This is a genomic window from Parasphingopyxis sp., from assembly GCF_052168275.1.
Classification (GTDB): Bacteria; Pseudomonadota; Alphaproteobacteria; order Sphingomonadales; family Sphingomonadaceae; genus Parasphingopyxis.
The window spans coordinates 1-19,322 of sequence record NZ_JBQLZM010000007.1 but is presented as its reverse complement, the minus strand read 5'-3'; the positions used below and the strand labels follow the sequence as shown (position 1 = coordinate 19,322).

Genomic DNA, 19,322 nt, shown 5'->3' with positions numbered 1-19,322 from the left:
GGCGGGTCTTGCCGCTTTGCTTTACTCGTTTTGCGAAACGAGATTGCCCAGACCGTAACGGTGGAGCTTCGAATAGAGGCTTTGCCGGCTCAGGCCGAGGATTTCGGCAGCGGATGCGCGATTGTCCGACGTGTGGATGAGCGCGGCCTCGATGCACAGGCGTTCGATGAGATCGGTACTCTCGCGCACGATTTCCTTCAGCGACGTCCGGCCCACCAATTCGGTCAGCTGCTCCACTGAGCGCGGCAGATTCTGCGGCGCCTGGGAAATATCCCGCAGGCGGCGCCCGACCAGCCGGATGCTGAATCCGTAATGTTCGCCCTCATCGGTCGTCTGAACCGCCGATACCTCGACTTCTTCCTCGTCCGTCCCGCCGCCGGGTCGCATGACCGTTCCGACATTGCGGGCGACGCCATGTTTGGCCAGTTGCGTGCGGATGAGGTCGAGATCGACCCCGGGCCGGCCGAGATAATCGTCCAGCGCCTGGCTGCGCAACTGATCGAGCGATGCGGCGCCGGCCATTTCGAGAAAGGCGGCGTTCGCCGCGACGATGTTCATGTCCTTGTCGGCGATCACGAACGCGTCCGGCATCCGGTTGAGAATATCGAACACCGGCGCACCCACCCGCCTGTCGATCGATGTGTCGGTGGCCGACAGCCGGACCAGCATGAACAATGTGCCGTCCTGTCTGAAACCGGTCGCCGAGAGATCCGTCTCAGCGCCGGTACCGGCCAGCCGCAGGGACACGGGGGAGGGCGAGACGGTGGTAATCGCCGAGCCCAGATAGCGGGTCAGCGTGTCGCGCGCGCCTTTTTCGAAGAGACCCGACAATGCCTTGCCGATAAGGCTTCCGGGCTTTGCGGAGACGAGGTCGTGCGCCGCCGTGTTCGCTTCGCGGATGCGGCCCGAAGCGGTTTCGACGATCAGGATCGGATCCGGGGTCATTTCGAACAGCAGGCGATAGCGCGATTCCGCCTGGCGAAGGCGCATATAGTCGCGCTCCAGGGATTGCTGCGCCTGAAGCAGGCGCTGTTGCAACGCCGCGGAATCGCGCATGTCGCGGCCCAGTGCGAGCATGCGGCCCTTGTCGGAAAGCGGGATCACGAAATAGCGGACCGGTATGTCGCTTCCGTCCGAGACGTGATTGACCTGACGCCAGCGCTGCGGTTCGCCGTTCCGGCACGCTTCGAGCATCTCCTCGATCTTGGACTTGCTTTCGACGGTCACGGTGTCGATCCATTTGCGTCCGATCCAGTTTCCCAGCCCGGGAAATGCGCTGACGCTGCCCGAAGCGTCGACGATCTTGCCCTTATTGTCGAGGATGATCGCAATGTCCCCTGCGGCCATTGCGAGTTTTGCGGCGGCGTCGCTGTCCAGCGACCGGATGATCGTGTCTGGCTTCATAAAGGCTTGTTTGTCTGCGAGTGCATCCTTCGGATTCAACACCGGACCTTCCCTTCGGTCAGCCGGAAAGCGCTCCTCTTGGCGCAAAATCGGCAACCAGTTCGTCAGCGACCTCTATAGCTGTGCGGGCGTTCGATGCCGTCCCGTCCGCGCCAACCGTATCGGCAAGGCCCGGATGTTCGTTCGGCACGCGTCCCCCGATCATGATCCGAATATCAGAATTCTTGGAAACGCTACGGAGAGATTCAATTAGTTTCGGAAGCGGTCCGATATGGCAGTCGCAGCTGATCGTCAATCCGAGCAGGTCGAAAATCTGTTCGGCGATGCGGTCCGCCAGCGCCGACCGGTCGCCGTTGACGACCAGCTCGGTATCCCAGCCGGCGCGCGAGAAGCATTCCTCGACCATGACCGTCCCGAAACTGTGCTGTTCGCCCGGCATGGTGGCAAAGAGAACGGATCGCGGCGAAAAGAGGCGACCGGCTATGCTGGGAGTCCGGCACGCGATTTCGCGCATCACTTCCTGAAGCCGCCACAGCCCCATCGTCACTTCGGTGAAATCGACGCTGTCCTCTTCCCACAGCTCTCCGAGCCTGCGGGCCGAGGGAGCGAGGAGTTCGACGAATATCGTTTCCGGCGAGACCCCCCGGCTCAGGAAGATTTCCACCTCGGTCAGCAGCTCGTCCGCTTCGAGCGTGACCGGCAGCGGCGCGAACCGATCGATTTCCTCCTGGGAAACGGGTTCGAAATTGTCCGTGCTTCCGGGAATCGAATGCGCGGCGATCAGCCGCGGAATGATTTCCCTTTCGATCAGATTGTTGATTCTTTCAGGAGCCTGGTTGGCCGTTGCGCCGTGGGTCTTGCGTTTCCTGGCTCGGTTTCTGGCGCCTTCTTCGAGCCGTGTGGATGGTCGGGGCTGCGTCACGCTTTCGCGAATCAATGATGCCATTCAGACTCTCCCGGTCTGGTGGGTTGCTCTCATACCCAACTCGGAGGACGGCCATTTTCGCTTTGCGACTCTATGTCTCCACCTCGAAAGCTATCCACATTTATGTACGCAGGCAAATCGCCATCTGTCAACCAAACTAGACGTCAACTAATATTGACACCTCCATGCTTTGAGTCGTAGTTTGCCGGTCGGACCAGCGGAGATTTGGACACAAGGATGGCAGGGGATTTCGTCTCATCCGGAGTCGGCCGACAAGGCGGCGGGCACGGGACAGTCGGCAGAGCGCTCTATACGGACGAAGAGCGGCGCCGCAGGGACGAATCGGTCTGGACGATGGTTCAGGCTGTTCTCGCACCGATCCAGTTCGCGATTTTCTTCGTCAGTCTCGGCCTGGTGATTCGCTATCTGACGACCGGCGAGGGGGTTTTCGCCGCCGATGTCTCGATCGTCGCCAAGACCCTCGCGCTCTACACGATCATGGTTACCGGATCGATCTGGGAGAAAGACGTTTTCGGCCGCTGGCTGTTTGCCCGTCCTTTCTTCTGGGAAGACATGTTCTCGATGCTCGTGCTCGCGTTGCACACGGCGTATCTGGTGATGCTGTTCGGCGGCATCGGCAGCGCGGATGCGCGCATGCTCGTCGCGCTGGCGGCCTATGCGGCCTATGTGATCAACGCGGGTCAGTTCCTGTTGAAGCTGCGCGCGGCCCGCCTCGACGCGGCCCGGGAATCGGCGGTGGCGGCATGACCGGGACGCTGGCCACGCTCGCCGCATCGGGCACCGACTGTGCGCCGGTACTGCGCGAGCGGGGCCAGCGCGAAGTCTTTTGCGGTCTGACCGGGATCGTCTGGCTCCACCGCAAGATGCAGGACGCCTTCTTCCTCGTCGTCGGTTCGCGGACATGTGCGCATCTGCTGCAATCCGCCGCCGGCGTGATGATCTTCGCCGAGCCGCGCTTCGCGACCGCGATCATCGAGGAGCGCGATCTCGCCGGCATGGCGGATTGCAACGAGGAGCTGGATCGCGTCGTCGACCGGCTGCTCGACCGGCGTCCCGAGATCAGGACGCTGTTCCTCGTCGGCAGCTGCCCGTCCGAAGTGATCAAGCTCGATCTCGCCAAGGCGAGCCAGAGGCTTGCGGCCAAGCACGCCCCTGACGTCCGGATCCTCAACTATTCGGGGAGCGGGATCGAGACGACCTTTACCGAGGGCGAGGATGCCTGCCTCGCCTCGCTCGTGCCCGAAATGCCGGCCGGCGATCCGGTGGGGCCGAAGGATTTGCTGATCGTCGGATCGCTCCCCGATATCGTCGAGGACCAATTCGTCCGGCTGTTCGGAGACCTCGGAATCGACCGGGTCGGTTGCCTCCCGGCGCGCGCCGCCGCGGACCTCCCGGCCGTCGGGCCGAACACCCGCTATCTGCTGGCCCAGCCCTTTCTCGGCGATACGGCCCGCGCGCTCGCAGACCGGGGCGCCGTGCGTCTCGATGCGCTTTTCCCGTTCGGCGCCGAGGGTACGACCGCCTGGCTCAAGGCGGCGGCGGCCGAATTCGGCGTCGACGAGATGCGCTTCAACCGCGTCGTGGCGCCGGGTCGCGAACGCGCGAAGCGCGCTCTTGCCCATCATCGCGAACGGCTCGAAGGCCGCCGCATCTTCTTCATGCCCGACTCGCAGCTCGAGGTTCCGCTGGCCCGTTTCCTCGCGACCGAGTTGGGCATGGACCCGGTCGAAGTCGGCACCCCCTATCTGCACAAGACGCATCTGGAGCAGGAGCTCGCCCTGCTGCCGCCGGAAACGCGGATCAGCGAAGGGCAGGATGTCGACAGGCAGCTCGACCGGGTGCGCGCGGCGCGGCCCGACCTGACGGTCTGCGGCCTTGGCCTCGCCAATCCGCTCGAGGCCGAGGGGCTGGCCACCAAATGGGCGATCGAACTCGTCTTCTCGCCGATCCACGGTTTCGACCAGGCTGGGGATCTCGCCGAACTTTTCGCGCGGCCTTTGCGGCGCCGCGATGTGCTGAGGGTATAGCGATGCAGCTTTCCGTCTGGACCTATGAAGGACCGCCCCATGTCGGGGCGATGCGGGTCGCGACGGGGATGGAGGCGGTCCATTACGTGCTGCACGCGCCGCAGGGCGATACCTATGCGGACCTGCTCTTCACGATGATCGAACGGCGGAACAAGCGGCCGCCGGTGACCTACACGACTTTCCAGGCGCGCGATCTCGGATCGGATACGGCGACGCTGTTCCAGGCGGCGGCGCGCGACGCCTATGACCGGTTCAAGCCGGAAGCGATGCTCGTCGGCGCGTCCTGCACGGCCGAGCTGATCCAGGACGATCCCGCAGGCCTCGCCGAGGCGATGGACCTGCCGATCCCGGTCGTGCCGCTCGAACTGCCCAGCTATCAGCGCAAGGAAAATTGGGGCGCGTCGGAAACTTTCTACCAGATCGTCCGCCGGCTCGCCGATCAGGACGTGAAGGCGCCGGCGCGGGAAGGCCGCCGCCCCTGCGCCAACCTGCTCGGTCCGACGGCGCTCGGTTTCCGCCATCGCGACGACGTTCTCGAAATCGAAAAGCTGCTCGAAACGCTCGGCATCGACGTCCATGTCGTCGCGCCGATGGGTGCGGCCCCGGCCGATATCCGGGCGATCGGCGCGGCGGATTTCAACATCCTGATGTATCCGGAAATCGGCGACGAAGCCGCCCGCTGGCTCGAACGGACGTTCACGCAGCCGGTCGTCCGCACGGTGCCGATCGGCGTCAACGCGACGCGGGAATTCATCGCCGAAGTGGCCGAACTGGCTGGTGTCGATCCGGCGCCGGCGCTGGCCGAAACCGGATCGCGGATGCCGTGGTGGAGCCGGTCGATCGATTCCACCTATCTGACCGGCAAGCGCGTTTTCATCTTCGGCGACGCCACTCATGCGGTCGCCGCCGCCCGGATCGCGAGCGACGAGCTCGGTTTCGAGGTGTGCGGTCTCGGCTGCTACAATCGGGAGTTCGCGCGCGACGTCCGCGCCGCCGCCAAGCTCTACGATGTCGAACCGCTGATCACCGACGACCATCTGGCGGTCGAGGAGGCCATCGCCGCCGCCCAGCCCGAGCTCGTCCTCGGAACCCAGATGGAGCGCCATATCGCCAAGCGGCTCGGCATTCCCTGCGCGGTGATTTCCGCGCCCGTCCACGTCCAGGATTTCCCGGCCCGACACAGCCCGCAAATGGGCTTCGAGGGCGCGAACGTGCTGTTCGACAGCTGGGTCCATCCGCTGGTCATGGGGCTCGAAGAGCATCTGCTGACGATGTTCCGCGACGATTTCGAATTCTCGGACGAAGCGGGGGCCTCCCATCTCGGCCCCGGCCATGCCGCGCCGCCTGCCGCGTCCAACGACGAGGCGCCGGCGACGTCCGCCGTCGCCTGGGCCGAAGACGCCGAGCGCGAGCTGAAGAAGATTCCCTTCTTCGTGCGTGGCAAGGCGCGGCGGAACACCGAGCTGTTCGCCAGCGAGCGGGGACGCGCGACGATCGATCTCGAAACCCTGTATGACGCGAAGGCGCATTATGCACGGTAGCGCGCCTTCTCCGCTCCGCCGTCCGGCCGTCCGCGTCGTCATCGTGACGCTCGACAATCATTTGTCGGCCGCCGCCGAGCGCGCCGAGGCGCGGCTCGCCGAACATGGCGTAACGATCGATTTCCATGCCGCCGCCGACTGGGACCGCGATCCGGAGACGCTGGAGCGCGCCCGGGCCGATATCGCGAAAGGCGACATCATCATCGCGACGATGCTGTTCCTCGAAGACCATGTCCGCGCGGTCCGCCCGGCGCTCGAAGCGCGCCGCGAGGATTGCGATGCGATGCTCGGCCTGATGTCGGCAGGCGAGATCGTGAAGCTCACCCGGCTGGGCGACTATCGGATGGATGCGCCCGCGAAAGGCCCGCTCGCGTTGCTCAAGAAACTGCGCGGTTCGAAGAAGCAGGGCGCGAGTTCGGGCGCCAAGCAGATGCGGATGCTGCGGCGACTGCCCAAGATCCTGCGCTTCATTCCCGGGACGGCGCAGGACGTCCGGGCCTATTTCCTGACCCTCCAATATTGGCTGGCCGGTTCCGACGACAATGTCGTGCAAATGGTCCGGGCCCTGATCGACCGCTATGCAAGCGGCGCGCGCGAGGAACTGCGCGGCGCGATGACGGCCGAGGCGCCGCTCGAATATCCCGAGGTCGGCGTCTATCATCCGCGCGCCCGCCAGCGCCTGTCCGAGAGCGAGTGCATCCTGCCGAAAAAGGGCGGCGAGAACGGCACGGTCGGCCTGCTGATGCTGCGCTCCTATCTGCTGGGCAAGGACACCGGCCATTATGACGGCGTGATCGCGGCGATGGAGGCCAAGGGGCTGCGCGTCATCCCCGCCTTTGCCAGCGGTCTCGACGCGCGGCCGGCGATCGAGAAATTCTTCGTGAAGGACGGCAGGCCGGCGATCGACGCGATGGTCAACCTGACCGGCTTCTCGCTGGTCGGCGGGCCGGCCTATAACGACGCCGACGCCGCGGTCGAAACGCTGACCGGGCTCGACGTGCCCTATATCGCCGCCCATCCGATCGAGTTCCAGACGCTCGAACAATGGGGCAACCGCAAGCAGGGGCTGCTGCCGCTCGAATCGACGATGATGGTCGCGATCCCCGAGCTCGACGGCGCGATCTGCCCGAGCGTGTTCGGCGGCCGTTCCGACGGCGCCGGCGAGGCTTGCGACGGCTGCGACCGGCATTGTCATTTCGAATCCAAAGGCGCGATCCGCGCGATGCAGGGCTGCCCCGATCGCGCCGAGGCGCTGGTCGAGCGGACCGCCCGGATGATCGCGTTGCACCGTTCGAAGCGGGCCGAGCGGAAGCTCGCCATCATATTGTTCAACTTCCCGCCCAATGCCGGGGCGACGGGCACCGCCGCGCATCTGGCGGTTTTCGAGTCGCTGCACGCGACGCTGACCCGGCTCGCGGCCGAAGGCTATGCGGTCGAGCTTCCCGACAGCGTGGATGCGCTGCGCGCGGCGATCCTCGAGGGCAATGCCGAACGCTATGGTGCGGACGCCAATGTCGCCGCGCGGATCGCCGCCGACGATCATGTCCGCGCGGAGCCCTATCTCAAGCAGATCGAGGCGCAATGGGGCCCGGCCCCCGGCAAGCAGCAGAGCGATGGCAGCACCATCCATGTGCTGGGCGCCGAGTTCGGCAACGTCTTTGTCGGCGTGCAGCCCGCCTTCGGTTACGAGGGCGATCCGATGCGGCTGCTCTTCGAAGGCGATTTCGCGCCGACCCACGCCTTCGCCGCCTTCTACCGCTGGATCCGGCAGGATTTTGCCGCCGATGCCGTCCTCCATTTCGGTACCCATGGCGCGCTCGAATTCATGCCGGGCAAACAGGCAGGTTTGTCGGGCAAATGCTGGCCCGACCGGCTGCTCGGCGATCTGCCCAACTACTATCTCTACGCGGCCAACAACCCGTCCGAAGGCATCATCGCCAAGCGCCGCTCGGGCGCGACCCTGGTCAGCTATCTGACCCCCGCGCTTGCCGAGGCCGGTCTCTACAAGGGCTTCGCCGACTTGAAGGCTCTGGTCGAACGCCATCGCTCCGCCGATGCGGACGATGGCGAACGCGCCGCGCTCGAAACGATGATCGCGGAGCAGTGCGATTCGCTCGACATCGAGGGCGGCAATATCGAGACCTTGGCCGGGCGGCTCTACGAACTCGAACGCGCGCTGATCCCGCATGGAATGCACGTCTTCGGCAGCCATCCCGAGGGCGAGGAGCTGGAGCAGTTCGTCGACGCGATGATGGCGGCGCATCCGGAATCGGACCGCGCCGAGATCGAGGCGAAGCTCTCGGCGAACGACGAACTCGGCGCACTCGTCCATGCGCTCGACGGCACCTTCGTGCCGCCGGCGCCGGGCGGCGATATCCTTCACAATCCAGACGTGCTGCCCACGGGCCGCAATATCCACGGTTTCGATCCGTTCCGCATCCCGAGCCGCTTCGCCTGCGAGCTCGGCGCGGCGCAGGCCGAGCAGCTGATCGCGCGCCATGTCGAAAGCGGCGCGGACTTTCCCGAAAGCCTCGCCATGGTGCTGTGGGGCACCGACAACCTCAAAAGCGAGGGCGCCCAGATCGCCCAGGCGCTGACGCTGATCGGCGCGCGGCCCCGCTTCGACAGCTATGGCCGATTGAGCGGCGCGGAACTGATCCCGCTCGAAGAGCTCGGCCGCCCGCGGATCGATGTCGTGGTGACGCTGTCGGGCATCTTCCGCGACCTGCTTCCGCTGCAGACCCGGATGATCGCCGAAGCCACCTGGCTGGCCAGCAGCGCGGACGAGCCGCTCGAACGGAATTTCGTGCGCAAGCACAGCCTCGCGCATCAGGCGGTGCATGGCTGCGATCTGGAAACCGCGAGCCTGCGGGTCTTCTCCAATGCCGAAGGCGCCTATGGCGCGAACGTCAACATGATGATCGACGGCGGGGCCTGGGCCGATCCCGACGAACTGGCCGAGGCGTTCGAAACGCACAAGGGCTTCGCCTATGGCCGCGACGGCGGCCCGGTGCAGCATCGCGCCCTGCTCGAAAGCGCGCTCAAGGGCGTGGAATTCACCTATCAGAATCTCGAAAGCGTCGAGGTCGGCGTCACCGACCTCGATCAATATGTGGACGGGCTGGGCGGCGTCAGCCGCTCGGTCGCGCGGGCCCGGGGCGAAGCCGCGCCGGTCTATATCGTCGACGGCACGCAGGGCAAAACCAGGGTTCGCACGCTAGGCGAGCAGATCGACCTCGAAACGCGCACCCGGACGCTGAACCCCAAATGGTATGAGGGCATGCTCCGCCACGGCTTCGAAGGCGTACGCGAGATCGAGGGCCATGTGACCAACACGATGGGCTGGTCGGCGACGACCGGCGCGGTCGCCCCCTGGGTCTATCAGAAGATCAGCGAGACCTTCGTGCTCGACGACGAGATGCGCGCGCGGCTCTCGGCGCTCAACGCCAAGAGCTCGGCCCGGGTGGCCAACCGGCTGCTCGAAGCCTGCGAGCGCGAACTGTGGGAACCCGATGCGGAAACCCTCGCGGCGCTGCGCGCGGCGAGCGACGATCTTGAAGACCGGCTCGAAGGGCTGGTCGCGGCAGAATGACGGGAGAGAGACGATGACCCTTTTAGACGCAGGCACCGCGCCGCCGGACGGCGACGGCTCGGTCCAGGTCCAGCTCGATCCGCGCGACGAGATCAAGGGCGCCAAGGTGTTCGCCGTCTACGGCAAGGGCGGGATCGGCAAGTCGACGACGTCTTCCAACCTTTCCGCCGCCTTTTCCAAGCTCGGCCATCGCGTCCTCCAGATCGGTTGCGATCCCAAGCATGATTCGACCTTCACCTTGACCAAGAAGCTGATGCCGACCGTGATCGACGTGCTCGAGACGGTCGAATTCCACAGCGAGGAGCTGCGCGCCGAGGACTATATGTTCGAAGGCTATAACGGCGTGATGTGCGTCGAGGCCGGCGGTCCGCCGGCGGGCACGGGGTGCGGCGGCTATGTCGTCGGCCAGACGGTGAAGCTGCTGAAACAGCATCACCTGCTCGAGGATACCGACGTCGTGATCTTCGACGTGCTCGGCGATGTCGTGTGCGGCGGGTTCGCCGCGCCGCTCCAGCATGCCGAGCGCGCGCTGGTCGTCGCCGCCAACGATTTCGACAGCATCTTCGCGATGAACCGGATCATGGCGGCGATCGGGGCGAAATCGAAGAATTACAATGTGCGCCTCGCGGGCTGCGTCGCCAATCGGTCGGCCGAGACCGACGAGATCGACCGTTTTGCCGAAGCCACGGGCCTGAAGCGGCTCGCGCATTTCAAGGATGTGGATGCGATCCGCCGCTCGCGCCTCAAGAAATGCACGCTGTTCGAAATGGACGATTCTCCCGAGGTCGAGGTGGCGCGCGACGAATATCTGCGGCTCGCCGCGATGCTCTGGGCCGGTGTCGATCCGCTCACCGCGTCGCCGATGAAGGACCGCGACATTTTCGATTTCCTGGGGTTCGAATGATGGCCAGCGCCGCGCCTTCCCCTCTGGCTGATCGCTTCCGCGACGGCGGCAGCGCGCGCTACGCCGAATATCGGGGGCAGCTGACCACCTATTTCGACAGCACGGCGCGGAAGGCGTGGGTCGATCTGACGTCGGACGCGCCGGTCAGCGGCATCCGCGCGACCGTCCGCGCGGGCCGGGACCGGATGCGCGCGACCCTGCTCTCCTGGCTGCCCGAAGATCTGAGCGGCCGGCGACTGCTCGATGCCGGCTGCGGCACGGGCGCGCTGGCGGTCGAAGCCGCGCGGCGCGGTGCCGATGTGGTCGCCATCGACGTCTCGCAGGGGCTGATAGAGGTAGCGCGGGAGCGCGCGCCCGAAAGCCTCGCGATCGACTGGCGGGTCGGCGACCTGCTCGATCCGGCGCTCGGCCGGTTCGACCATGTCGTCGCGATGGACTCGCTGATCCACTATCCGATGGCCGATATCGTCGGCGTGACCGGCGCGCTGGCCGAACGTGCGCAAACGCTGTCCTTCACCTTCGCGCCGAGCTCCCCGCTGCTCGCGACGATGCACATGGCGGGCAAGCTCTTCCCGCGCGGCAACCGGTCGCCGGCGATCAAGCCGGTGTCCGAAACCCGGTTGCGCCGGACGCTCGCGGAAAGACTGCCCGGTCACCGGATCGCGCATGGCGAACGTGTCGCCAGCGGCTTTTATACCTCGCACGCCTTGATGGTGGAGGCGGGATGAGCCGCCAGCGCGCCTCGACCCAGTTCTGGGCGTCGCTCGGGACGCGGTTCCTGCCGTTTGCCGATGCCGCGACCGTCGAGCTGCCGCTGGGCCGGCTCCTCCGGCTCGCGCTGTTCCAGGTCAGCGTCGGCATGGCGGTCGTGCTGCTCAACGGCACGCTCAACCGGGTGATGGTCGTCGAACTCGGCGTGCCGACCTGGATCATCGCGACATTGATCGCGCTGCCGCTGCTGATCGCGCCGTTCCGCGCGCTGATCGGCCACAGGTCGGACACGCACCGCTCGCTGCTCGGCTGGCGGCGGGTGCCCTATATCTGGGGCGGAACCATGCTGCAGTTCGGCGGCCTCGCGATCATGCCCTTCGCGCTGCTCCTCCTTTCGCGGCCCGAGGATTTCCCGATCGCCGTCGCGGCGAGCGCGCTCGCCTTCCTGCTGACCGGTGCGGGCATGCATACGACCCAGACCGCCGGCCTCGCGCTCGCCACCGATCTGGCTCCGGAGGAGAGCCGCCCGCGTGTCGTCGCGCTGCTCTACGTCATGCTCCTCGTCGGCATGATGCTGAGCGCGCTGGTGATCGGCACGCTGCTCGCCGATTTCACGGCGACCCTGCTCGTCCAGGTCATCCAGGGCGCCGCCGTGCTGACCGTCCTGCTCAACATTGCCGCGCTCTGGAAGCAGGAGGCGCGGAACCGGGCGGCGACGGCGCCCGATCGCCATCGGCCGGCCTTCACCGATGTCTGGCGCGCCTTTGTCGACGAGGGGCGGACGAAGCGCCTGCTTATCGCCATCGGCTTGGGTGCCGCGGCGTTCAGCATGCAGGATGCGCTGCTCGAACCCTATGGCGGAGAGATTCTGGGCCTTTCGGTCGGCGCCACGACCGGCCTGACCGGTGTGTGGGCGCTCGGAACGCTGATCGGCTTTGCGCTTTCGGGACGCTGGCTGGGCGCCGGCGCCGATCCGCTCCGCATCGCCGGCATGGGCGGAGTCGCGGGTATCGGCGCGTTCCTGGCGGTGATCTTCGCGGCGCCGCTCGGATCGACGGGACTGCTCTATGGGGGGGCGGCCGCTATCGGGTTCGGCGTCGGGCTGTTCTCGGTCGGAACGCTGATCGCCGCGATGGCGCTTGCCGGCGAAGAAACCGCCGGACTGGCATTGGGCGCCTGGGGCGCGGTCCAGGCATCGGCCGCGGGACTGGGCATCGCGCTGGGCGGCGTCATCCGCGACATAGTCACGAGCCTCGCACTGGCCGATGTGCTGGGATCGACCCTGGCCGGCCGGTCGACCGGTTACGGCATCGTCTACTGTATCGAAATCGGCTTGTTGTTGTGCATGCTTATCGTGCTCGGCCCGCTGGTCGGCAGCCGCCAGGGCGTATCGCCCGGCGCGCCGGCGCGGTTCGGACTGAGCGAATTTCCAACCTGAGCGAGGAAAGACCGATGACTGATGGCAATCTGGTAGGAACGATCGATGTGGCGGAACTCATGTTCTACGCCTTTGTGCTCTTCTTCATCGGTCTGGTCTTCTATTTGCGACGCGAGGACCGCCGCGAAGGCTATCCGCTCGAAGACGAGCTGAGCGGGCGCGTCGAAACGGCCGGCGGCCCGTTGCATACGGCTTCGACCAAGACCTTCCGCCTGCCGCATGGCAAGGGCACGGTGGACGCACCCCTGCCGCGGACCGAGCGTCGCGAACCTGTCGATATCGCCGCGAAGCGAACCTTCCGGGCCGGAGGCGCGCCCTATGCGCCGACCGGCAATCCGCTGGTCGACGGCATCGGCCCGGCGGCCTGGGCCGAACGCTCGCGCTGGCCCGATCTCGATGCGGAAGGCCGGCCGCGCATCGTGCCGATGGGCACCGAATCCGGGATCACCGTTGCGAAGGAGGACTCCGATCCGCGCGGCATGATCGTCACGGGCGCGGACGGCGCGGTCGCCGGAACGGTCAGCGATCTCTGGGTCGACCGCGCCGAGCACGTGATCCGTTATCTCGAAATCGCGACAAAGGCCGGCCCGCGCGTGCTGGCGCCGATGCCGATGAGCATCGTCAAGGGCAAGAAAGGCGAGGTGCATATCGATGCGCTCAACGCCGACCAGTTCGCGGCCGCGCCGCAGCTCGCGACGCCCGGCGAGATCACCCGCTACGAGGAGGAGCGCGTCGCGGCCTATTTCGGCGGCGGCTATCTCTACGCCACGCCCGAACGGCAGGAGCCGATCGTATGAGCGAATATGAGCATGAACCGATAAGGGGCCTGCCCGGCTATCTGCCGGAAGGCGAGGAGATCATCTGGCAGGGCGCGCCCGACTGGCTGGTCTTCGCGCGCACGGCCTTCCGCACGCGGCTCGTCGGAGTCTATTTCGTGTTCCTCGCCGCCTTGGGGATCGCCAGCGGCAGCGTCGTCGGCGCGGCCGCGACCGGGATTGCCGGGCTGCTGGCGATCGGCCTGCTGATGCTGCTCGCCTGGCTCGTCGCCCGGACCACGGTTTACACACTTACCAACCGGCGCGTCGTCCTGCGCATCGGCGTGGCGCTCAACAAGTGCATCAACCTGCCGCTGCAGCTGATCGAGTCCGCCGATCTCAGCGAGCGCGGCGGCGGGCATGGCGATATCGCGCTGACCCTCAAGGGGCCGCACCGGCTCGGCTATGCGATGCTCTGGCCGCATGCCCGGCCGTGGAAATTCGCCGACGCGCAGCCGATGCTGCGTGCCTTGCCCGATGTCGAGGCGGTTGCCGCCAAACTGGCCCGCGCCTCGGCGGCCGTGGTCGATATCGACCGGCCGGCGGACGAGCGGGCCGATGCCGCCATTCCCGCCGGCATGCAGGGGATCGCGGCATGAGCCTCGCGCATGAAGATCCCACGGTTCCCAAGGGCGCGCTCGTGATGGCGGCGGTGCTGATCGCGCTGGCGCTGGCGCTGACCGCGGCGACCCGGCTGGGTTTCATCCCGCAGGCGGCGTCGCCCGTGGCCGAGCGAAGCGCGGCGGATGTCGCGCTGGTCTCCGAACGCAGCCTGCGCTTTCTCGACCGGGCCGACGGATCGGTGCGGATAGAGGACGCGGCGACCGGCGAAGAGATCGCCACCTATGGCGACGAGGGCGGCGGCTTCGTGCGCGGCGTCATGCGCGGCCTGGCGCGCGAGCGCCGGATGAACGGCGTCGGCCAGCAGCCGCCCTTCGCGCTGTCCCTGTGGCAGGACGGCTCCCTGTCGCTGACCGACAGCGCGACCGGTCGGGTCATCGAGCTCGGCGCCTTCGGTCCGGACAACCGGCGGACATTCATGCAGCTTTTCGAACGCGGAGACGCCTGATGGGTTTGTTGCACAGCGATTCCTTCGATACCGGCTGCCGGATCGAGATCGAGCAGAGCGAGGACTATTTCCACGCCCATGTCGAGCTCGACGGCGACGTGCCGATCGGGCCCGGCGACAGGGTGCGCGTCCATGGCGACCCGATCAGCATTCCCTTCGGCAGCAGCGCCGTGTTCGAGCGCACCGCGACGGTCGAGCGCGCCGGACCGCTCGCCCGGGCCTGGATCCGGCTCGCCAGCTATTTCGATCTTGCCGAACTTTACGAAGTCAGTTTTACCCCGAGGAGGTTGCGATGAACGCGCACGCGAAAGTGGAACCCATTGCCGATGTGATGGAGATCGCGAAGCAGGAGACGGTGCTCAGCCCCCGCTTCTACACGACCGATTTCGACGCGCTCGACAAGATCGACGTCTCGCTGGTCCGCGCGGAATGGGACGAACTCATCGCCGAGATGATCAGCGATCCCAACAAGCGGCATTTCAAGCGGACGGAGGAATTCGACGGGATCATCGAGGGCCTGGAACCCGAACTGCGCGCCGAATTCATCGATTTCCTCGTCAGCTCGCTGACCTCGGAATTTTCGGGCTGCATCCTCTATGCCGAGATCGCCAAGCGGACGAAGAATCCGGACGTCAAACAGCTGTTCAAGCTGCTCGCGCGCGACGAAAGCCGCCATGCCGGCTTCATCAACGATACGCTCAAGGATGCCGGGATCGGCGTCGATCTGAGCTTCCTGACCAAGGCCAAGAGTTACACCTTCTTCAAGCCGAAATTCATCTTCTACGCGGTCTATCTGTCGGAAAAGATCGGCTATGCGCGCTACATCACCATCTATCGCCAGCTCGCCAAGCATCCCGAGCTGCGCTTCCACCCGATTTTCAACTGGTTCGAGGAATGGTGCAACGACGAGTTCCGCCATGGCGAGGCGTTCGCCATGCTGCTCCGCGCCGACCCGAAGCTGCTGAAGGGCGCGAACAAGCTCTGGATCCGCTTCTTCCTCCTGTCGGTCTATGCGACCATGTACGTCCGCGATCATGGCCGGCCGGTCTTTCACAAGGCGCTCGGCGTGGATCCGACCGACTATGATTACGCCGTCTTCGAAAAATGCACGCAGATCAGCCGCCAGGTCTTTCCGGTGGAGCTCAACACCGACGATCCGCGCTTCCGGCGGGGCATGGACCGGCTGCTGCGCGCCGCGCGCGGCATGCAGGCGGCGAAGGAGCAGGGCGGCGTCGCCGGATCGGTCAAGCGGTTCGGCCACATGATCGCCGCCGGCGCCGCCCTGGCGCGCGTCTATTGCCTGCCCGCCAAACGCAATACGCCGCCCGCCACGATCAGGCTCCAGCCCGCATGGTGAGCCTGTACGGCCATATACTGCCCTTGCTCGCGACCCTGGTGATCTGGTTCGTGAGCACCGGGCTCGTCGCCTGGCTCGACAACCGGCCGCGCCGGACGTTCGCCCGCAGCCTGACGCTGGCGGCGGTCGGCGGCATGATCGGGCTCGGCGCGATCGTCGTCAGCGCGCAGTTCGCGACCATCGCCGCGGCCTATGTCGCGCTGCTCGGCGCGCTGCTGGTATGGGCCTGGCACGAGATGAGCTTCCTGATGGGCGCCGTCGCCGGTCCGCGCCGCGCGCCCTGTCCGGAAGGCGCAACCGGCTGGCGGCGCTTCGTCCATGCGACCAATGTGCTGATCTATCACGAGATTGCGCTGGTCGTGACCGCCGTCATCCTGGTCGGCCTGAGCTGGGGCGCGCCGAACCAGACGGGGGCGATCGCCTTCGCCCTGTTGCTCGTGATGCGGCTCAGCACCAAGCTCAACATCTTCGCCGGCGTGCCGAACATGAGCGTCGACCTTCTGCCGCCGCATCTCGGCTATCTCAAAACCTATTTCGGGCCGCGTCGTTTCCGGCCCTGGCTGGCGCTGGCGCTCGTCGCGACGACCGCGCTCGCCGTCTGGCTGGGCCTGCGCGCATTCGCGGCGCCCGCCGACAGTTTCGCCGCGGTCGGCGCGAGCCTCGTGTTCGGGCTCGCCGTGCTCGGCACATTGGAACATCTGTTTTTGGCGCTGCCGTTTCGCGACGGCGCGCTGTGGGGCTGGGCGCTGCCCGGCCGCGGCAAGCGAGTGAAGATCTAAGGGGAGCGTCTGCGATGGACTACGAACAATATTTCAAGGATGAGCTGGACGGCGTACGCGACGAGGGCCGCTATCGCATCTTCACCGAGATCGAGCGTCATGCCGGCTCCTTCCCGCACGCGACCCGCTATGTCGACGACGCGACGACCGATGTGACGGTCTGGTGCTCGAATGACTATCTCGGCATGGGGCAGCACCCCAAGGTGCTCGCCGCGATGCACGCGACGCTCGATCAATGCGGCGCCGGGGCGGGCGGCACGCGCAACATCTCGGGCACCAACCATCACCATGTGCTGCTCGAGAAGGAGCTGGCGGACCTCCATCACAAGGAATCCGCGCTGCTCTTCACCTCGGGCTATGTCTCGAACTGGGCGGCGCTCGGCACGCTGGCGTCACGGCTCCCCGGCTGCGCCGTCCTCTCCGATGCCGGCAATCATGCCTCGATGATCGAGGGCATCCGCCACAGCAAGGCGGAGAAACATATCTGGGAGCATAATTCGCCCGAGGATCTCGATCGCAAGCTGGCCGCGATCGATCCGGCGCGGCCCAAGCTCGTCGCCTTCGAAAGCGTCTATTCGATGGATGGCGATATCGCGCCGATCGCGGAGATCCTCGACGTCTGCGAGGCGCATGGCGCGATGAGCTATATCGACGAGGTCCATGCGGTCGGGCTTTACGGCCCGCGCGGCGGCGGGATCGCCGAGCGCGAGGGGCTGATGGACCGGATCACGGTGATCGAAGGCACGCTCGGCAAGGCGTTCGGCGTGATGGGCGGCTATATCGCGGCGTCATCGGCGCTGTGCGATTTCGTCCGCAGCTTCGCCTCGGGCTTCATATTCACCACGGCCCTGCCGCCGGCGCTGGCCGCGGGCGCCTGCGCCAGCATCCGGCATCTCAAGGAGAGCCCGTTCGAACGCGATCGGCAGAAGGAACGCGTCGCCAAGGTGCGGCACAAGCTCAACTGCCTCGGCATCCCGCATCTCGACAATCCGAGCCATATCATCCCGGTGATGGTCGGCGATCCGCATAAGTGCAAACGCATCAGCGACTGGCTGATGGACAATCACGGCATCTATGTGCAGCCGATCAACTATCCGACCGTGCCCAAGGGCACCGAGCGGTTGCGGATCACGCCGTCGCCCGTCCACAGCGATGCGGATATCGACAAGCTGATCGAGGCGCTGAGCGAAATCTGGTCCGAATGCGAGCTGGCGCGGCGGGCCGTCGCCGCGTGAGCCGCTCCGCCTGAAACGAAAAGGGGCGGCCCGCGGGCCGCCCCTTGTCCGTATCGGATCCCTGACCGTTATTCCGTATGGGTTTGCAGGAAGGCGATCAGGTCGGCCCGATCCTGCGCCTCGGACAGGCCGGCAAAGGCCATCCGCGTCCCCGGGATCACGCGCTGCGGATTTTCGAGATACTGGAACAGCTTTTCCGGCGTCCAGGTGATGCCGCTGTTCGCATTGGCGTCGGTATAGTTGAAGCCTTCGACCTGGCCCGCTTCGCGGCCGACGATATTGTGGAGCGAGGGTCCGGTGCGGTTCACGCCCGGATCGACGACATGGCATGTCCGGCACTGGGCGAACACGGCTTCGCCCGCCGTCGCGTCGCCGGTGAAGTTCGCATACACCGTGCCGTCGATCGTGTCGGTCGAATCCGGCGTCGGCGCATCGGAGGTTTCGGCTTCCTCGGCCGGGGCCTCCGCCTCTTCGCTCTCGGCGGGGGCGGGCGGTCCGTCGCTGCCTCCGGAACAGGCTGCGGTGGCCATCAGGCCCATCGCTGCAACGGCGCCGAGCAAATTGTGCATTTTCCTCATATCGCTTCCTTTTTTCCGAAGACAACCGACCGACAGCTTATGTCGATTCTCCATCAAGCTCAACGCCCCTTGTCGTCGATGGTTTCGCCCGCGTCTTTTGCCGGGGGCGGTTCCGGAGCCCCGCCGGTCTTCAATATCCGCACGCGCTGGTACCGGACGAAGAGATAGATGCCGAGCATGACGGGAAAGACGAGCAGCGCGATCGCCAGGTCGGCGCCGAAGCCGTCGCCGACGGCGTCCGCCCCCTTGATCAGATAGGCGATCAGCCCGACCGCATAATAGGTCGCCGCGATCACCGAGAGACCCTCGATCAGGTGCTGGAGCCTGAGCTGGATGCCGAGGCTGCTCTCCATCGACTCCAGCAGGTCGCGATTCTGCGCCTTGATCCGCGTGTCGATCCGGGTGTTGAGCAGCGCGATCACGCCGTCGGTGCGCTCGGACAGGTCGTTGAGCCGCGTCTCGAAGGACTGGCAGGTCCGGACCGCGGGCAGCAGGCGCCGTTCGGTAAAATCGGTCAGGCTCTGGAAGCCGGTGATCGGCCGGATATGGAGTTTTTCCAGCCGGTCCGCGGCGATGTTCGCATAGGCGCGCGTCGCGCCCAGCCGGAATCCGGTCTCGACCCGGATCAGCGCCATCTCGGACGAAAGACGGGTCAGTCGGTCGAGCAGCGCCTCGTCGTCGCTCTCCTCGTCGGCGTCGAGCGTTTGCGCATAGTCGGCAAGCTGCCGTTCGAGCCGGTCCAGCCGCGGCGCATATTCCTGGACGAGCGGAAAGCCGAGCAGCGCCAGGTTCCGGTAGTTGCCGAGTTCCTGCAACCGCTGCACGATCCGTCCGAGGTCGCGCGGCGGCGCCGCTCCGGCGGCGATCAGCATTCGGCCATAGCCTTCGTGCAGTTCGAAATCGGACCAGAGCCGGACGTCCCCGTT

The 19,322-nt window shown here is 66.1% G+C and carries 18 protein-coding genes; 14 read left to right on the top strand and 4 right to left on the bottom strand.

Annotation, left to right across the window (positions count from 1 at the left end; translation table 11 throughout):
- Window positions 1-21: 21 nt before the first annotated feature.
- Window positions 22-1,404 (bottom strand): transcriptional regulator PpsR, encoded by a 1,383-nt coding sequence (gene ppsR, locus ACTS1X_RS00855; protein ID WP_442612495.1) that lies wholly within the window; start codon window positions 1,402-1,404, stop codon window positions 22-24.
- Window positions 1,405-1,462: 58 nt separating this feature from the next.
- Entirely contained in the window at window positions 1,463-2,350 is an 888-nt protein-coding gene (locus ACTS1X_RS00850; protein ID WP_442612494.1) for a cobalamin B12-binding domain-containing protein, read from the bottom strand.
- Between the two features lie 216 nt (window positions 2,351-2,566).
- On the opposite strand from ACTS1X_RS00850, the gene bchF reads away from it, so the two are divergent.
- From bchF to hemA, 14 genes are read left to right on the top strand one after another with little or no spacing between them, the layout of a single operon-like run.
- A complete protein-coding gene (bchF, locus tag ACTS1X_RS00845) occupies window positions 2,567-3,097 on the top strand; it encodes a 2-vinyl bacteriochlorophyllide hydratase (protein WP_442612493.1) in 531 nt (176 codons plus the stop codon).
- Entirely contained in the window at window positions 3,094-4,377 is a 1,284-nt protein-coding gene (locus ACTS1X_RS00840; RefSeq protein WP_442612492.1) for a ferredoxin:protochlorophyllide reductase (ATP-dependent) subunit N, read from the top strand. Before bchF ends, ACTS1X_RS00840 begins: the two co-directional genes overlap by 4 nt.
- A gap of 2 nt (window positions 4,378-4,379) precedes the next feature.
- Window positions 4,380-5,918, top strand: a complete 1,539-nt coding sequence (gene bchB / locus ACTS1X_RS00835) for a ferredoxin:protochlorophyllide reductase (ATP-dependent) subunit B (protein ID WP_442612491.1) — start codon at window positions 4,380-4,382, stop codon at window positions 5,916-5,918.
- On the top strand, window positions 5,908-9,510 hold the full coding sequence (locus ACTS1X_RS00830; protein ID WP_442612490.1) for a magnesium chelatase subunit H: 3,603 nt from the start codon (window positions 5,908-5,910) through the stop codon (window positions 9,508-9,510). The genes bchB and ACTS1X_RS00830 overlap by 11 nt, the downstream gene beginning before the upstream one ends.
- 13 nt (window positions 9,511-9,523) lie before the next feature.
- On the top strand, window positions 9,524-10,414 hold the full coding sequence (bchL, locus tag ACTS1X_RS00825; RefSeq protein WP_442612489.1) for a ferredoxin:protochlorophyllide reductase (ATP-dependent) iron-sulfur ATP-binding protein: 891 nt from the start codon (window positions 9,524-9,526) through the stop codon (window positions 10,412-10,414).
- On the top strand, window positions 10,414-11,142 hold the full coding sequence (gene bchM, locus ACTS1X_RS00820; protein ID WP_442612509.1) for a magnesium protoporphyrin IX methyltransferase: 729 nt from the start codon (window positions 10,414-10,416) through the stop codon (window positions 11,140-11,142). The genes bchL and bchM overlap by 1 nt, the downstream gene beginning before the upstream one ends.
- On the top strand, window positions 11,139-12,563 hold the full coding sequence (locus ACTS1X_RS00815; RefSeq protein WP_442612488.1) for a BCD family MFS transporter: 1,425 nt from the start codon (window positions 11,139-11,141) through the stop codon (window positions 12,561-12,563). Before bchM ends, ACTS1X_RS00815 begins: the two co-directional genes overlap by 4 nt.
- 14 nt (window positions 12,564-12,577) lie before the next feature.
- Complete coding sequence (puhA, locus tag ACTS1X_RS00810) at window positions 12,578-13,360, top strand: photosynthetic reaction center subunit H (RefSeq protein WP_442612487.1); 783 nt, start codon at window positions 12,578-12,580, stop codon at window positions 13,358-13,360.
- Window positions 13,357-13,977: a photosynthetic complex putative assembly protein PuhB gene (gene puhB / locus ACTS1X_RS00805; RefSeq protein ID WP_442612486.1), complete on the top strand. Its 621-nt coding sequence runs from the start codon at window positions 13,357-13,359 to the stop codon at window positions 13,975-13,977. The genes puhA and puhB overlap by 4 nt, the downstream gene beginning before the upstream one ends.
- On the top strand, window positions 13,974-14,447 hold the full coding sequence (puhC, locus tag ACTS1X_RS00800) for a photosynthetic complex assembly protein PuhC (RefSeq protein ID WP_442612485.1): 474 nt from the start codon (window positions 13,974-13,976) through the stop codon (window positions 14,445-14,447). Before puhB ends, puhC begins: the two co-directional genes overlap by 4 nt.
- The gene (locus tag ACTS1X_RS00795; protein ID WP_442612484.1) at window positions 14,447-14,743 is read left to right on the top strand and encodes a hypothetical protein; all 297 of its coding nucleotides are present in this window, start codon (window positions 14,447-14,449) and stop codon (window positions 14,741-14,743) included. Before puhC ends, ACTS1X_RS00795 begins: the two co-directional genes overlap by 1 nt.
- Window positions 14,740-15,804 carry a magnesium-protoporphyrin IX monomethyl ester (oxidative) cyclase gene (gene acsF, locus ACTS1X_RS00790; protein WP_442612483.1) on the top strand — a complete coding sequence of 355 codons (1,065 nt, stop codon included), beginning with the start codon at window positions 14,740-14,742 and terminating at the stop codon, window positions 15,802-15,804. Before ACTS1X_RS00795 ends, acsF begins: the two co-directional genes overlap by 4 nt.
- Window positions 15,798-16,583: a putative photosynthetic complex assembly protein PuhE gene (gene puhE / locus ACTS1X_RS00785; RefSeq protein ID WP_442612482.1), complete on the top strand. Its 786-nt coding sequence runs from the start codon at window positions 15,798-15,800 to the stop codon at window positions 16,581-16,583. The genes acsF and puhE overlap by 7 nt, the downstream gene beginning before the upstream one ends.
- A 14-nt stretch (window positions 16,584-16,597) precedes the next feature.
- Window positions 16,598-17,818: a 5-aminolevulinate synthase gene (gene hemA / locus ACTS1X_RS00780; protein ID WP_442612481.1), complete on the top strand. Its 1,221-nt coding sequence runs from the start codon at window positions 16,598-16,600 to the stop codon at window positions 17,816-17,818.
- A 68-nt stretch (window positions 17,819-17,886) separates the two neighbouring features.
- Here hemA and ACTS1X_RS00775 read toward each other — a convergent pair whose 3' ends face one another.
- Both ACTS1X_RS00775 and ACTS1X_RS00770 read right to left on the bottom strand, forming a co-directional pair.
- Window positions 17,887-18,387 carry a c-type cytochrome gene (locus tag ACTS1X_RS00775; RefSeq protein ID WP_442612480.1) on the bottom strand — a complete coding sequence of 167 codons (501 nt, stop codon included), beginning with the start codon at window positions 18,385-18,387 and terminating at the stop codon, window positions 17,887-17,889.
- 68 nt (window positions 18,388-18,455) lie between these two features.
- The coding region (locus ACTS1X_RS00770) for a DUF3422 family protein (RefSeq protein ID WP_442612479.1) at window positions 18,456-19,322 on the bottom strand (867 nt) is incomplete at its 5' end.